The organism is Nocardia sp. CC201C (genome assembly GCF_030010695.1).
In the GTDB taxonomy this organism is placed as follows: Bacteria; Actinomycetota; Actinomycetes; order Mycobacteriales; family Mycobacteriaceae; genus Nocardia; species Nocardia otitidiscaviarum.
In genome coordinates, this window is record NZ_JASCXP010000168.1 from 1 (window position 1) to 14,559 (window position 14,559).

At 69.0% G+C, this 14,559-nt stretch carries 14 protein-coding genes; 6 read left to right on the forward strand and 8 right to left on the reverse strand.

Annotated elements, in window-relative coordinates:
• Together ubiG and QK444_RS18585 are read right to left on the reverse strand one after the other, a co-directional pair.
• On the reverse strand, positions 1-661 hold a 661-nt coding region (gene ubiG, locus QK444_RS18580; protein ID WP_282781994.1), incomplete at its 3' end, for a bifunctional 2-polyprenyl-6-hydroxyphenol methylase/3-demethylubiquinol 3-O-methyltransferase UbiG.
• A complete protein-coding gene (locus QK444_RS18585; protein WP_282781996.1) occupies positions 658-1,884 on the reverse strand; it encodes an FAD-dependent monooxygenase in 1,227 nt (408 codons plus the stop codon). The genes QK444_RS18585 and ubiG, both read right to left, overlap by 4 nt.
• Before the next feature lie 211 nt (positions 1,885-2,095).
• On the opposite strand from QK444_RS18585, the gene QK444_RS18590 reads away from it, so the two are divergent.
• On the forward strand, positions 2,096-2,569 hold the full coding sequence (locus QK444_RS18590; RefSeq protein WP_282781997.1) for a DUF1772 domain-containing protein: 474 nt from the start codon (positions 2,096-2,098) through the stop codon (positions 2,567-2,569).
• A gap of 82 nt (positions 2,570-2,651) precedes the next feature.
• Here the strand turns inward: QK444_RS18590 and QK444_RS18595 are convergent, their stop codons facing one another.
• From QK444_RS18595 to QK444_RS18610, 4 genes are read right to left on the reverse strand one after another with little or no spacing between them, the layout of a single operon-like run.
• Positions 2,652-3,302 (reverse strand): class I SAM-dependent methyltransferase, encoded by a 651-nt coding sequence (locus tag QK444_RS18595; RefSeq protein ID WP_282781999.1) that lies wholly within the window; start codon positions 3,300-3,302, stop codon positions 2,652-2,654.
• Entirely contained in the window at positions 3,299-4,732 is a 1,434-nt protein-coding gene (locus QK444_RS18600) for a carotenoid oxygenase family protein (RefSeq protein WP_282782001.1), read from the reverse strand. The genes QK444_RS18595 and QK444_RS18600 overlap by 4 nt, the downstream gene beginning before the upstream one ends.
• 28 nt (positions 4,733-4,760) lie before the next feature.
• Positions 4,761-5,753, reverse strand: coding sequence for an aldo/keto reductase (locus QK444_RS18605; RefSeq protein ID WP_282782003.1), 993 nt, complete (start codon positions 5,751-5,753; stop codon positions 4,761-4,763).
• Positions 5,754-5,802: 49 nt separating this feature from the next.
• Positions 5,803-6,273 (reverse strand): DUF1772 domain-containing protein, encoded by a 471-nt coding sequence (locus QK444_RS18610; protein WP_282782005.1) that lies wholly within the window; start codon positions 6,271-6,273, stop codon positions 5,803-5,805.
• Positions 6,274-6,397: 124 nt separating this feature from the next.
• Between QK444_RS18610 and QK444_RS18615 the strand changes: the two genes are divergently transcribed.
• Positions 6,398-7,000: a TetR/AcrR family transcriptional regulator gene (locus QK444_RS18615; RefSeq protein WP_282782007.1), complete on the forward strand. Its 603-nt coding sequence runs from the start codon at positions 6,398-6,400 to the stop codon at positions 6,998-7,000.
• Here the strand turns inward: QK444_RS18615 and QK444_RS18620 are convergent.
• Positions 6,960-7,613, reverse strand: coding sequence for a TetR/AcrR family transcriptional regulator (locus tag QK444_RS18620; RefSeq protein WP_282782009.1), 654 nt, complete (start codon positions 7,611-7,613; stop codon positions 6,960-6,962). The genes QK444_RS18615 and QK444_RS18620 overlap by 41 nt on opposite strands.
• 113 nt (positions 7,614-7,726) lie before the next feature.
• Between QK444_RS18620 and QK444_RS18625 the strand changes: the two genes are divergently transcribed.
• Positions 7,727-8,596, forward strand: a complete 870-nt coding sequence (locus QK444_RS18625) for an NAD-dependent epimerase/dehydratase family protein (protein ID WP_282782011.1) — start codon at positions 7,727-7,729, stop codon at positions 8,594-8,596.
• A gap of 27 nt (positions 8,597-8,623) precedes the next feature.
• Positions 8,624-10,234 (forward strand): GMC family oxidoreductase N-terminal domain-containing protein, encoded by a 1,611-nt coding sequence (locus QK444_RS18630; RefSeq protein WP_282782012.1) that lies wholly within the window; start codon positions 8,624-8,626, stop codon positions 10,232-10,234.
• Between the two features lie 52 nt (positions 10,235-10,286).
• Here QK444_RS18630 and QK444_RS18635 read toward each other — a convergent pair whose 3' ends face one another.
• Positions 10,287-12,131: a BTAD domain-containing putative transcriptional regulator gene (locus QK444_RS18635; protein WP_282782014.1), complete on the reverse strand. Its 1,845-nt coding sequence runs from the start codon at positions 12,129-12,131 to the stop codon at positions 10,287-10,289.
• Between the two features lie 448 nt (positions 12,132-12,579).
• On the opposite strand from QK444_RS18635, the gene QK444_RS18640 reads away from it, so the two are divergent.
• Positions 12,580-14,184, forward strand: coding sequence for an acyl-CoA carboxylase subunit beta (locus QK444_RS18640; RefSeq protein ID WP_282782016.1), 1,605 nt, complete (start codon positions 12,580-12,582; stop codon positions 14,182-14,184).
• Positions 14,181-14,432, forward strand: coding sequence for an acyl-CoA carboxylase subunit epsilon (locus tag QK444_RS18645; protein WP_282782017.1), 252 nt, complete (start codon positions 14,181-14,183; stop codon positions 14,430-14,432). Before QK444_RS18640 ends, QK444_RS18645 begins: the two co-directional genes overlap by 4 nt.
• The last annotated feature ends 127 nt before the right edge of the window (positions 14,433-14,559 follow it).

The window sequence follows — 14,559 nt, forward strand, 5'->3', positions numbered from 1 at the left end:
TGGCCCGGAGGCTGCCGTCCTTGTTCTGCCCGCGGATGGCAATGCCCTTGGCCGCGCCGATCGGGGCGAACCCGGCCGAGGTCAGATAGCCCTTCATCTCGGCCGGGGTGATGAAGTCGTTCCAATCGTGCGCGCCCTTGGGCACGATGCCCAGCACCCGCTCCGGCAGCCAGATCATCATGATCCGCGACATGAAGGTCCGGTTGATGGTGTCGTACATGAACAGGCCGCCGGGTCGCAGCACCCGGTGTATCTCGGCCACCGCCGCGCGCGGACTCTGCACGTGCTCGAGGACGTCGACGCAGGTGACGATGTCGAAGGCGGCATCGTCGAAGGGCAGCGCCTCGGCCGCGCCCACCCGGTAGTCGATGTCCTTGCCGGTCTGCTCGGCGTGCTGCCGCGCGGCCGCGACCAGTTTGGGGGACACGTCGACGCCGGACACCACCGAGCCGCGGGCGTGCAGGAATTCGGTGGTGTAGCCGCCGCCGCAACCGACGTCGAGCACGCGCACCCCCTTCCAGCCGTCTGCGGCGTAGGGGTCGAAGTAGGCGAAGCGCAGCGGGTTGAACGATTTCAGCGGGTTCATCTTCGAGTCGGTGTCCCACCAGCTGTCCGCCCAAGCCGAGAAGAAGTGCTGGTCGGATTCCACGCTGTCGGTCATTGCGGCTCCTGTCGAGTGTCGTGATGTGCCGAGGGTTCGAGGGTGCGGCCGTGCACCGGGGGATAGCGCAGGGCGTAGGCGACCTGGTCCTGTTCGGCGGCGCGGAACGCGAACAGATCCCAGCCGGCCGCCATGAACTCCTCGCGCGCCCGGATGGCGAGCGGGTGCTCCCACGCGCCCATTCGGCCGATCCGCCAGGCCAGTCGCTGCATGGCGGCGGTGCGCGGGATTCGTTCGCGCTCGTAGGCGCGCAATGCCGCCTCGACGTCGGTGGCGTCGGCCAGCCGCTCGGCGAGTACCAGGGCGTCCTCGATGGCCTGGCACGCGCCCTGACCGATATTGAAGGTGATGGGGTGGGCGGCGTCGCCGAGCAGGGTCACCCGCCCCTCGCCCCACCGGCGCAGCGGCGGCCGATCGACCACATCGTGGCGCAGGATGTCCGCGGCCGGGGTCGCGGCCACCAGCCGAGCTACCGGATCGGGCCAATCACGGTGGCGGCGCAGCAGTTTCGCGGTCGGATCGCCCTCGTCGCGGCCGCCCGGCGCGCCGTTCGCGACGCTCATCCAGTAGGTGCGGCCCGGCGCGGTGTCGTAGTAGGTGAAGCGGGTACCGTGGCCGAAGTAGGCGCGAAAGGTACCGGGGGGCACCATATTCGGACCCACCGCGGCGGTGCCGCGCCAGGCGATGTACCCGGTGAACCGTGGCGGCCGGTCACCCGCCAGCTGCCGCCGTACCGCGGAGTTGACGCCGTCCGCGCCGATCAGCACGTCACCGCGCTCGGTGCCCCCGTCTGCGAATTCCACGGTCACCCCGGCGTCGTCCCGGTGGAAGCCGACGACTTCCGCGCCGGTCCGGATCTCGGTGCCCGCCAAGGCGTCGCGCAGGATCGCGTGCAGATCCGAACGGCCGATGGCCACCGTGGGCATGCCGTAGCGCCGAGGGAAGCGCCCGACCGGCCATGTGCCCAGCCGCCGATCGCGATGGGTGCGGAACTCGCACACCTGTTGCGCCGGGGCGATGTCGAGCACGCGCTCGGCGACGCCGAGGCAGTCCAACCCGATCATGCCGTTGGTCCAGATGTGCAGTCCGGCGCCGCCGTCACGCAGCCGCGTGGCGCTTTCGAAGACCGCGGTCTCGATACCGTGGCGGCGCAGGGCGAGAGCGGCAGACAGACCGCCGATGCCGCCGCCCGCGATGAGGGCCCGTCGGATCCCTCTGGTCATGGTGGAACTCCTGTCGCCACTGCGGAATGACGCCTTCATGGTCTCCCGCGCGGCCGGAAAGAACCTCGAGCACAGCATGATTCGAGCTGACCGTGCCAGCCTCGGTGTAGTTTTCGGTTCAGCTCCGTGACAGATCTCGACCGGAGAATCGGGATGCGGTGATCGCGAATTCGCCGCACTCCACCGAGTTTTCGCACCCCGGGAGACAATCGTGCACACCCTCAGTTACGTGGCCGCGACCTTGGCCGTCATCGGATGCGCCGTGACCTACGGCACCGATACCTTTGCCGCCGTCGTGTGGCGGACATCCTTGCGGCATCTCGACGAGCGGGCGCTGACCCACCTGGTGGGCTATGTGCACTACTACGGAGACCGCAGGCTGCCCATACCGGGTGGTTTCGGCATGGCCGCGGCCGCGGTCGCGCTGGTATCCAGTATCGTCGCCGGGCGCACCGAGGCCGCGGTGGCGGGCGGTGTCGCCGTCGCCATGCTGGCCGCGTGGATGGTGCTCTACCTGCGCGTCGCCAAACCGGTGAACGAGGCGTTCAGCGCGGCGGCGCTGAACGGGCGGACCCTGGAGCGGGCGCGCGAGTTGCAGGCGCGCTGGGACAGCGTGATCAATCTGCGGGTCGGCATCCAGATGGTGGCGCTGACCGCGCTGTGCGCGCAGCTTTTCCTGCCTTGAGCGGCACCGGGCACACCGCCCGCGAACGACGAGCGCCCGGTCGGATCATCCGGCCGGGCGTGATGGGCAGCGGGCGTGGCGGTCAGGATTTGCGGCGGATGAGATTGACTCCGTCGCCGATGGTGAGCACCACCGAGTCCACCCGCGGGTCGGCGAGCACGTGCGCGTTGAATTCCCGGATCAGCTCCGTGGATTCGTCGAACGGGGGAGTGGCCACCGTGCCGAACCAGAGCACATTGTCGGCGAGGATCACCCCGCCCGGCCGCAGGCGGGGCACCAATTCCTCGTAGTAGGCGATATAGCCGGACTTGTCGGCATCGATGAAGGCGAGGTCGACGGTGGACTCAGGATCCAGGGACCGGACGGTGTCCAGCGCCGGACCCAGCCGCAGTTCGATCCGGTCGGCCACCCCGGCGCGTTCCCAGGCCGCGGTGGCGGTGGGCACCCAGTCGGGATTGATCTCGCAGGTGATGAGCCTGCCGTCGGCGGGCAGCCCGCGAGCCATGCACAGCGCGGAATAACCGGTGAAGGTGCCGATCTCGACAACCCGGCGGGCGCCGGTCAGCTGAGTGATCAGGGTGAGGAACGCGCCCTGGTCAGGTGCCACCTGCATGATCGCCGCGCCGCCGAGCCGTTCGGTCTCGGCGACCAGGCGTCGCTGCGCCTCGTCGTAGAGCGAGGTGTGCCCGGTGACGTAGGACATGAGTTCCTCGGTCATGCGTACGGTCTTCACGGGCGGCTCGTTTCGGTGGGCAGCCAGTTGCCGTGAAAGCCGTTGGGCACCCGCGCGGGCAGCGACACGGTGGCCGCGGTCTCCATGGTGCGTGCGTCCAGGATCAGCAGTGAGCTGCGGTCGGTGGCGCTGTCGTAGGAATAGCCCATCAGCACGCCGTCGTCCTCGTCGGCATCGGGTGCGGTGGGCACGAAGACGAATTCACTGCCCTGGCGGCCCTTTCCGAGATCCTTCACGACGGTGGTGCCACGTTCGAGGTCGTGCTTGTAGAGCGCGCCCGCGGGTGCCCCGCCGCCGCTGGCCGCCATGGTGTATCCGTAGCGGTGCCGACGGCCGACCAGCCGCTCGTCGATGCGCGGGAACTCCTGGGAGCGGTCGTCGAGACGGGATTCGCGCAGCGTGCCCGCCGCGATGTCCACCACCCAGCGGTCCAGGGTGGTCGCCCCCTCGTCGGGGCCGTTGCGGTCGGTGACGAACATGCGCGGATGTCGGACCACGTCCAATACCACGGTCTCGCCGTCCTCGTAGGCGTTGAGCGGGTGGAAGACGTAGCAGGGCGCCACGTCGAACCAGCGAATCCGCTCGGGGCCGCTCTCGCGCGGTAACAGACCCACCCGCGCCGGGTGCGCCGGATTCCAGCGGGCGGGCAGCCGGTCGTTGGGGCGCATCCGCGCACCGATCATGGCGGTGACCGGATCCGGCACCCGCACCCGGCCGATGAGCGCCGACAGCAGCAGCGCCGTCGCGTAGCGCAACGGTGCGGGCAGCACCATGGCGGCGGCGTCGTGCGGATCGAAGGTGACTGGGAGGTCGTAGAGCACCACGTAGTTCTCGGTCAGCGAGAAGTCGTGCATCATCGGCACCCCGCGAATGGGGATGTCGACGATGCGCCGGGCGCGCCCGGCGACGTCGATCACGGAGTACTGCACGATGTCGCCGCGGCCGAAGAAATGCGTGACGGCGTGCAGCTCACCGGTTTTCGGGTCCACCTTGGGATGGGCGGTGTAACCGCCCGGTAGGGTGCCGTCGAAATCGCAGGCGCCCAGCGTATTCAGCTCTTCGTCGAGTTCGTAGTTGGCCATGCCGCCCTCGATGAGCGCCAGGGTGCGCCCGCCGTGCTGGATGACGTTGGTGTTCGCGCCGAGCAGTTCGATGCCCCCGCGGTGGCGCGGCGCGCCCGGCGGCGCGGCGCGGACACGTCGGTTGCGGTACCACTGCGCGCGGCCGTCGCGCAGCCGGACCCCGTGCACCATGCCGTCGCCCATGAACCAGTGGTAGGTCGCGGGGTCCAGTTCGGACACGGGATTGGGGCCGTTGCGCACGTAGCGGCCGTCGAGGTGTTCGGGAATGGTGCCGGTCACCTCGAGGTCGGTGACGGTGAGTTCCTCGGTGACGGGGGCGAAGTTTCCTTCGAGGTAGGGGTTGCTCATGGCCGATCCCTTTCCGGGACAGGGGGTGTCAGAGATCGAGTTGCGCCATGGCGGGCGCGGGGTAACGCTCCCCGGCCGCGACGCCCTTGGGCGCCAGCCGCTCGATGGCCGCCAGTTCGGCGGGTTCCAGGGCGATGTCGGCGGCGGCGACGTTCTGCGCGAGATGCGTACGCGTGGTGGTGCCCGGGATCGCGACGATGTCGGTGCCCTGCGCGAGCACCCAGGCCAGCGCCAATTGCGCTGGCGTCACGCCCTTCTCGGCCGCCAGTTCGCGCACCTTGTCGACGACGGCGAGGTTCTTGGCGAAGTTGTCGCCTTGGAAGCGCGGGGACAGGCGTCGGAAGTCGTCCTCGGCCAGATCGTCGAGGCCGCGGATGCCGCCGGAGAGGAAACCGCGTCCGAGCGGGCTGTAGGCGACGAAGCCGATACCGAGTTCGCGGACCGTGGCCAACACGCCGTTGTCCTCGACATCCCGGGTGAACAGCGAGAATTCGGTCTGCACCGCGGTGAGCGGATGAACCGCGTGCGCGCGTCGGATGGTGTCGGCGCTGGCCTCGGAGATGCCCAGGTAACGCACCTTGCCCGCGCGAACCAGTTCGTCGAGGGCGCCGAAGGTCTCCTCCACCGGCACCCGCGGATCCACCCGGTGCTGGTAGTAGAGGTCGAGATGGTCGACCCCGAGCCGGGTCAGGGTGCCCTCGACACAGGAGCGCAGGTAGTCGGGGCGGCCGTTGATCTGCCAGGTGAGGTTGCCGTCCCGGTCGATCTCGTTGCCGAACTTCGAGGCAAGCGCCACGTCCGCGCGCCGCCCGGCGATCGCCTTGGCGATCAGCAGTTCGTTGTGGTGCGGGCCGTACATGTCGGCGGTGTCGAGCATGGTGATACCGCTGTCGAGCGCCTGCCTGATGGTGGCGATGCTCTCGGTCTCGTCGGCGTGGCCGTAGGCGACGCTCATGCCCATACAGCCCAGGCCCAAGGCGGAGACGGTGAGTCCCCGGCTGCCCAGCGCGGTTGTTCGCATCGGTGTCTGCTCCTGCTGATTCGGTGTGGCTGAAGGGGTTTCGAAGGTCTCAGGCGGCGACCGCGCTGATGAACAGCCCGATCAGGGCGATGCCCTGCAGGACCGAGCGCGGGTTGATGACGGAATCCCAGGTCCGCTGGAGCGCGCGGGCGTCGGGCGGGGTGCTGCCGGCCTCCGCGGCCGCGGTCAGTGCGGCGTTGATCGGTGCGCTGATTCGCCCGTAGATGGCGAACCACACCACGAGGGCCGCCACGGCCGTGCATCCGGCCGCGACGGAGACGGCGCCGGCGCCGGTGACGGCTGCGGTGGCCGCGGTGGCGATGGTGGTCAGGAGCCCGATCGCACCCGGGAATTTGAGACGGCGATCGCCGTAGAGATGGATGTAACCCATTGCGGCGGTGAGTACTCGGTCGTCGACGCGGGCCATGGCCGAGCGCTGCACCAGTGCGCAGAACACATCGGTTCCGTAGATGACCCCGACGGCGAGAACGGCTATTCCGGCCAGCACCTGATGTGCCACGACGGCTCCCTCATCTGAACATCGTTCGAGAACGGCTCTGACTGTCGCTAGCAATGATAGGACTATTGTCAACGACACGTCCAGTGTCATCGATAGGGTTACTTGCGATCGATAGGATGTGGGCATGACGGTTCGGGAGCGGCGGGAACGGGAGCGGGCCAGCAGGCGGCAGTTGATCATCGACACGGCGCGGCAGCTCGCGGAGGACGAGGGGTGGGGTGCGGTCACCACGCGCCGGCTCGCGGAGTGCATCGAGTACAGCCAACCCGTGCTGTACAGCCACTTTCCGAGCATGGAGGCCATCGTGCAGGCCGTGGCGGTGCAGGGCTTCGCCGATCTGGCGGAAGAACTGGGTGCGGCCCGTGCCGGCGCCGAGCGATCGGCGGGGCGGTTGCGGGCGGTCGCCCGCGCCTACCTGGATTTCGGCCTGCGGCAGCGGGCGCTGTACGACGCCATGTTCGTGCGGACCACGGACCTGGCGTTCGGCAGTGCGGAGACGCCGGAGCCACTGCGCCGGGCGTTCGGCGAATTGCGTTCCGTCATCGCCGAATTGGCGGGGGAGGACGACGCCGATTCCGATACCGAGGTGTTCTGGGCGGCCTTGCACGGACTGGTCACGCTGGCACGCAGCCGACGGCTGCGCACCGATGCCCAGGGGTTGCACCTGGGCGTGCTGCTGGACCGCTTCACCCGGCTGTGGGATCCGCGTACCGCTCCGGCAGGTTGAGCCAGCGGGTCAGGTCGACCAGCAGTTCGCGGCCGCGCTCGGCACCGCCCTTGACGCGGCCGTCGAGTACCAGGCTGACCAGGCCGTGCAGGTGCGCCCAGAGCAGATCCGCCCCGGCGTCGGCGTCGTGGGTGTCGGCGCAGAGATTGGGGATGCCGGTGGTGGCGGTCTCGCGCAGAATCTCGAAGCAGGCGCGGGCCGAGGCCGGCGCGTCGGGTGTTCCGAACGGTACGTCGGGCAGGCTGTGCATGAGCCGGTACAGGTGCGGGTCGTCGAGCGCGAATTCCCAGTAGGCCACGGCGACCGTGAGCAGGGGGCCGCCCTCGGTGCGCTGGATATCCGGACAGCGCGCGCGCCCGAGCCGGTGGGCGAGTTCGGCGAACCCCACGTCCACCAGTTCGACCAGCAGTGCGCGTTTGCCTGCGAAGAACTGGTAGACGATCGGCACCGTGTAGCCGACCCGGTCGGCAACCGAGCGCACGGTCACGCTGTCGTAGCCGCCCGCCTCGCGCGCGAGTTCGCGTGCCGCCGCGAGCAGTTCGGACCGCAGCCGTTCGCGCGCCTCGGCGCGCTCGTCCGCGGTGCCCTTGATTCGTTTGCCGTCGCGTGGCACTGGCCGCTCTCCTCTTCGAATTTCTAACAACGGTAGACAATCATCGCACGGCCCTCTACAGTCAATTTCTAACGTTGATAGAAACTAGCAGTGACAGGACAAGGAGTATTCCGATGCGAGTGTTGGTAACCGGTGTCTCGGGGACCATCGGCAGTGCGGTGGCGCGCGCCCTCACGGGTCGCGGCCACACCGTGATCGGCACCGTGACCGGTGCCGATCGGCCGGTGCCCGACGAGGTGGAACCCCTGGTGGCGGATCTGTTCGACCCGGAGGCCCTGGCCGAGACGCTGCCCGGTGTGGACGCCGCGGTGCACACCGCCTCCAGCAATGACGAGCGTTCCGGTGAACTGGACAACGCGGTGATCACGGCGGTGCTCAGCGCCTTCGAGGGCACCGGGAAGGGGTTCGTCTACACGAGCGGGCTCTGGCTGCACGGCAACACCGGCGACACGCCGGTGACCGAGCAGTCGCCCTTCGATCCGCCCATGGTGGTCGGCTGGCGTCCGGCGGTGGAGGAACGGTTGGAGCGGGCCGCGGCCGAGCGGGGCGTACGCACGGTGCGCATTCGCCCGGGGCTGGTCTACGGCGGCGGGCGCGGCTACGTGCCGATGCTGCTGAGCCCGCAGGACAGTGCCGAGGGCGCCGTGGTGCGGCATTTCGGCGACGGCTCCAACCGCTGGTCGGTCATCCACGCCGACGATCTGGGTGAGTTGTACGCGCTGGCCGTCGAATCCGCGCCGGCGGGCGCGGTGTATCTGGGCACCCTGGACGAGTCCGTGCGGGTGCGCGACGCCGCGCGGGTTGCCGCCGAGAAGAGCGGTGCGGCCGTGCGGGACTGGGATCCCGAGGACGCCCGCCAGTACTGGAGCGTCATGGTGGACGCCTTCCTGCTGGACCAGGTCGCCACCTCGGCCAAGGCCGCGAAGGAACTGGGCTGGACGCCCACGCAGCCCTCGCTGTTGGCCGAACTCGCGGCCAACTGACCGGCCACCCGTGCCCCGGAGGATACGATGTACGAGATCGACAGCGTCGCAGACGAATTCGACTTCATTGTGGTGGGCGCGGGCACGGCCGGATGTGTACTCGCCGCCCGCCTCAGCGAGCACCGGCAGCTGCGGGTGCTGCTGCTCGAGGCGGGCGGCCCGGACGATGATCCGGAATTGCGGGTGCCGCTGCACTCGGTGCGCCAGTTCGGCTCCGAGGTCGACTGGCGGCTGCACACCACACCGCAGGCCGGATTGGCCGGGCGCGTCATCGACTGGCCGCGCGGGAAGGTGCTGGGCGGGTCGTCGACCATGAACTTCCAGATGTGGGTGCCCGGCCAACCACACGACTTCACCCACTGGGCCGGAGCCGCCGGACCCCTGTGGTCCTGGCAGCGGGTCGCGCCCTACCTGCGTCGCGCCGAGCGCTGGGCCGGTCTGCCGGAGAACGGCATCACCTATGGCGATTCCGGCCCGCAGTGGATCTCGCCACCGGCCGACCCGGACCCGAGTACCCGGGCATTCCTCGCCGGGTGCAGGGCGGCGGGACTGCCCGAGATCGCGGGCGGGCTCGGGCATCTCACCGCCGCCGGATGCGCCCTGACCCCGGTGACGCAGCGCGGGGGACGGCGGTTCAGCGCTGCCGACGCCTACCTGCGCCCGGCGCGCGAGCGCGCCAACCTGGTGGTCCGCACCGGAGCTCTGGTGCGACGGATTCACCTCGACGAGCACGACCGGGCCGTCGCCGTCGAGGTGGACGGGCGGCTGCTCACGGCGCGCCGGGAGATCGTGCTGTGCGCGGGCGCGATCGGGTCGGCGCAGCTGCTGCAGCTGTCCGGGATCGGAGCGGGGGAGCGGCTGGCCGCGGCCGGGATCCACCCGCGGGTCGAACTCCCGGGTGTGGGCGCGAATCTGCACGATCACCTGATCGTGAACCTGCCCTACGCGGTGCGTGGCGAGGACCGCTTCGCCGACATCGACGGGGCGCGGGCGCGAGCGGAGTTCGAGCGGGAGCGGCGCGGACCGCTCACCTCGAATATCGGTGAGGCCGTGGCGTTCTTCGGCGATGCGGCCGCACCCGACCTGGAACTGATCTGGTCGCCGATCGCAGTCGGCGAGCAGGGTTTCGTCTCCGGTCGCACCGTGAGCGTGGTGCTGCTGCAACCGGAGAGCCGGGGGCGGCTGGACATCGTCGACACCGATCCCGAGCGGATACCCCGCCTCGACCCCGCCTACCTGAGTGCGCCCGCGGATATGACCGCGCTGATCCGGGGTTACCGCTTCGCCGACGCGGTCATGGCGACCGAACCGCTGCTGGCCACGGTCGGCGCGCCGCTGATGCCGCTCCCGGTCACCGATGACGGCATCGCCGACTTCGTGCGGACCACCGCGACCACGGTGTTCCACCCGGTCGGCACCTGCCGGATGGGCATGCCGGACGATCGGCTCGCGGTGGTGGGTCCGACACTGCTCGTCCACGGTGTGGCCGGGTTGCGGGTGGCCGACGCGTCGGTGATTCCGCGCATTCCCCGCGGGCACACCAACGCACACGCGCTGATGATCGGAGAACGGGCGGCGGCGCTGCTGGTCGGCGACCCGGCGCGGCGCGATGCCGAGGACGGGGTGGCGAGCCGATGAGGCTCCCCACCCCGAGCGCCCGACCGCGCGGGGCCGACCAGAGCCGATCCGATCAGAGCCCGATCACCCCGCGCGGCAGCCTGACCACCTCGGGCCGCGGCGACATGGTCCGGGCGTAGAGGCGATTGAGCCTCGGCACGACATAGCGGTCGGCGCCGGGCACGGTATCCACCAGGTGGATGTCGGAGAGAAGTTCGAGCCGCAGTTCGGTCTCGTCCTCGCTCAGACGGAGGGAGGTGGCCACGGTCGGGATGTCCATCGGACGGTCGGGCAGATTGGCGAGTTTCAGGTAGAACGAACGGGTTTCGTGATCCATGGCATCGAAGGTCTCCGCTATCCGCGCGCCGGCGTCATGCTCGCCGTCGGAGAGTTCGCCGAACAGCCGGTCGTCGTCGCGCAGCCGGGACAGCAGCCGTGACACGGTCCAGTGCTGCCGCATGATGAGGCGTCCGCCGACGATACGCAGCAGCAGCGGTGATCCCCCGCAGAATTCGAGCAGTTCCGCCGCCGCCTCCGGTTCTCGGTCCAGTCGCGCACCCACCAGTCGGCGCAACATGGTGGCGGATTCCTCGGGCGACATCGCGCCGACACGAATTACCGGAACTCCGGTGGGCACGGAGGGGCGGCGACGGCAGGTGACGATAACGCCGCAGTTTCCGGTTCCGGGCAGTAGCGGCGACACCTGAGACGCATCGGCGGCATTGTCCAGGACGACGAGGGTACGAGAATTGGCGAGCAATGCGCGATACATATCCGCACGTTCGTCGAAGTCGTCCGGTATCTCCGGGCGGGAGACACCGAGAGCGCGCAGGAATCGCTCCAGCACGGTCGCCGGGGCGAGGGGCGTCGAGCTTGTTCCGGCGAGGTCCACGAACAATTGACCGGATGGAAAGGAGGGACGCAGTTGATAGGCCGCTCGGATTGCGATGGTCGTCTTTCCGAATCCCGCGGGCCCGTAGAGCACCGACACCGATGGCAGCAGTGGACCGTCGCCGGGAGTCAATGCGGCGCGCAATCGGCCGAGGTGCTGTTCGCGGCCCACGAAATCGGGCAGATCGATGGTCAGCAGATTGGCGCTGCGAAATGTCGTCGCGGTCGCGGTCGCGTCGGGCGGGGCGGGTTGCCCGGTGGACGCCGGGCCGTCGGCGTGCGGACCGATGGTCCGGCCCTGGAGGATGTCGCGGTGCGCCGCCCGAAGCTGCATACCGGGATCGGCGCCGATCTCGGCGGACAGGTGCTGGCGGATCTGCTCGAACAGCTGCAGGGCCTCTGCGCTGCGACCGTCGGTGTAGAGCGCGATCATCAGGTGCGCCACCACCGATTCCGACAGCGGGTTCTCGACGTACGCCTGGCGGAGCGGGTCGATGACCGCTCGGGGGCGGCCCAGTCGCACTTCCAGGTCGGCCCACTCGACCAGGGCTTCGTGCCGCAGCTGTTGCAGACTGTGCCGCATGGCCGCGGCCCAGCGTCCCCCGATGCCGGACAGCGGCACCCCGCGCCACAGTGCGTTCGCGCGGGCCATCAGGGCGCTGCGCTCGGCCTCGGAATGCTCCGGCTGGCGAGCCTGGTGCAGCAGCTTGCGGAAGAGGTAGAGGTCGACCTGTTCGGGCCGGGCCTGCAGGCAGTATCCGCCGGCGACCCGTTTCAGGCTGGGCGTCAGCTCGTCGTCGCCCGCTGTCGCGAGCTTGCGGCGCAGCCGCGCTATGTAGGTGTAGATCAGATTTCTGACATCGACCGGCGGCCGGTCGCCCCACACCCGCTCGACCAGGACGTCGAGTGGTACGGGCCGGTCCAGGTCGATGAGGAGTGCGGCGAGGATGGCCCGCTGTTTGGCTGGTCCGAGATTTATCGATTTCCCTTCGACGCGCAGGTCTATCGGTCCGAGAATACTGAACAACGCACTTCCCCCATGCAATGGTGGCGAATTCCCGACTCAGTGAAGATTCATAATCAATGGGCTGGAGATCTGCGAATTGTTACCACCTGTTGAACACTGGATAAACACGGCACGTAGCATTCTACGGCGAATTGCAACGGGGATTCAGCACCCCGGATTTCGGGGCATTGCCGATACTTCCGAGAGTGTACTCGCACTTCGGAGTAGCTGGCGTTTCAGTGAATTGGGTCACACTGGCCTGGCAATGTCCTCGCTGCAATTGTGAGGCTTGCTGGAAGATCGCCAGAATTAGTTGTCGGATCATTCAATCGGATGCGGCTCGAAATATCCGACGGTGAACTCCGCGCGGTGCCGGGCGCGGGCATGCTCGAGACCCCCTCCCAGAAAAATTCAAGGTCACTCGTCCAGCATCGAGAGTGTTCGAGAAGAGCTGGGTCAGGTAGGGGTTATGTTCCTGTACGAAGAGATCCGAGCACCACTGCGCGAACCGTCGCCCGCGGTGGATGGAATGAGCGCGGCGGCCGCCGACCTGGCCGCCGCCCGTGCCGCGGCGTACGCCCCGGCGGACGATGCGGCCGACCGTCGCCACCGCGAGCGCGGCAAACTCGACGCACGCACCCGCATCGAGCACCTGCTCGATGACGGAACCTTCAGTGAGATAGGCATTTTCGCCGAGCATCGGGCCGTCGGATTCGGCATGGAGGACTCCCATCCCGCTGGTGACGGCGTGGTGGTCGGCTGGGGCCGGATCGACGGTCGCCGGGTCTTCGTCTTCGCCCACGACGCCCGGGTGCGGGGCGGGGCGCTCGGCGCCGTATTCGCCCGCAAACTGCACCAGCTGTTCGATCTCGCCGATGCCTGCGGCGCGCCCATCATCGGACTGAACGACGGTGGGGGAGCGCGCATTCAGGAGGGCATCGACGCTCTGGCCGGTTTCGGCGGCCTGTTCGCCCGCAATGTGCGCGCCTCCGGCGTGGTGCCCCAGATCAGCGTGATCCTGGGTTCCTGTGCGGGTGGAGCGGTGTACTCCCCGGCACTGACCGACTTCACCTTCATGGTCGAGGGCACCGGCACCATGTTCATCACCGGCCCGGACGTGGTGCGCGAGGTGACCGGTGAACGGGTCAGCCAGGAAGAGCTGGGCGGGGCCGCGGTGCACGCCGAAACGACCGGGGTGGCCGCGTTCGTCGCGGCCGACGAACGGAGCTGCTTCGAGGATGTCCGTACCCTGCTCGGCTATCTACCCGCGAACAATCAGGAGACGCCACCGGAAGTGTGGACGCCCGACCCCGTCGATCGCCGCTGTGCGGAACTGGCCGCCATCGTGCCTGCCGACGACCGCGCGCCCTACGATATGCGCCTGGTCATCGCCGATATCGTCGACGACGGCGAGTACCTCGAGATCCACGAGCGCTGGGCGCGCAATATCATCTGCGCGCTCGCCCGGCTGGACGGCAAGGTGGTCGGCATCGTCGGCAACCAGCCCGCCGTACTGGCCGGGGTGATCGACATCGACGCCTCGGAGAAGGCGGCACGCTTCGTGCGGATGTGCGACTCGTTCAATATCCCGCTGGTCACCCTGGTCGACGTGCCGGGCTTCCTGCCCGGCGTCGGTCAGGAGCACGACGCCATCATCCGGCGGGGCGCGAAACTGCTGTACGCCTACTGCGAGGCGACGGTGCCGCGAATCCAGGTCATCCTGCGCAAGGCGTTCGGCGGGGCCTACATCGTGATGGACTCCAAGTCCATCGGCGCCGACCTGTCCTTCGCCTGGCCGACCAACCAGACCGCGGTCATGGGTGCGGAGGCCGCCGCCAATATCGTCTTCCGCAAGCGCATCGCCGCCGCAGCGGATCCGGATGCCATGCGTCGCAACCTCATCGAGGACTACCGGGACGAGCTCATGCATCCGCTGGTGGCCGCGCGCCGCGGCCATGTCGACGACGTGATCGATCCCGCCGACACCCGCCGCGTCCTGATCGGAGCACTGGACATGCTCTCCGCCAAGCGCGCCCACACTCCCATCCGCAAGCACGGAAACATGCCGCTGTGAGCGCGCCCGACATCGTGATCACGCGGGGCAACCCCGACGACGCCGAGATCGCCGCCCTCGTCGCGGTCTTCGCCGTGCTGGCCGCGGGTGGCACCGCAACCGACCGCCCCGCGCGCCAGCGGCATTCGAACGCCTGGCGGCGCAGTCGCGGCAGCGGCTATCACAAGGCCCCGGCGGCGTGGGCGGTTGCCGCCCGTATCCACCCCCATCCCGTCCGCATCGCGCGGCGGGCAGAGGAGCAGCGATGACATCGACCATGACGAGTTCGACCGTGCCGACGGCCATGCCCGGCGGCACGACCCTGGCCATGTTTCCCGGTCAGGGATCACAGCGCGCCGGGATGGCGGCCCATCTGCTCGAGCACCATCCGACCGT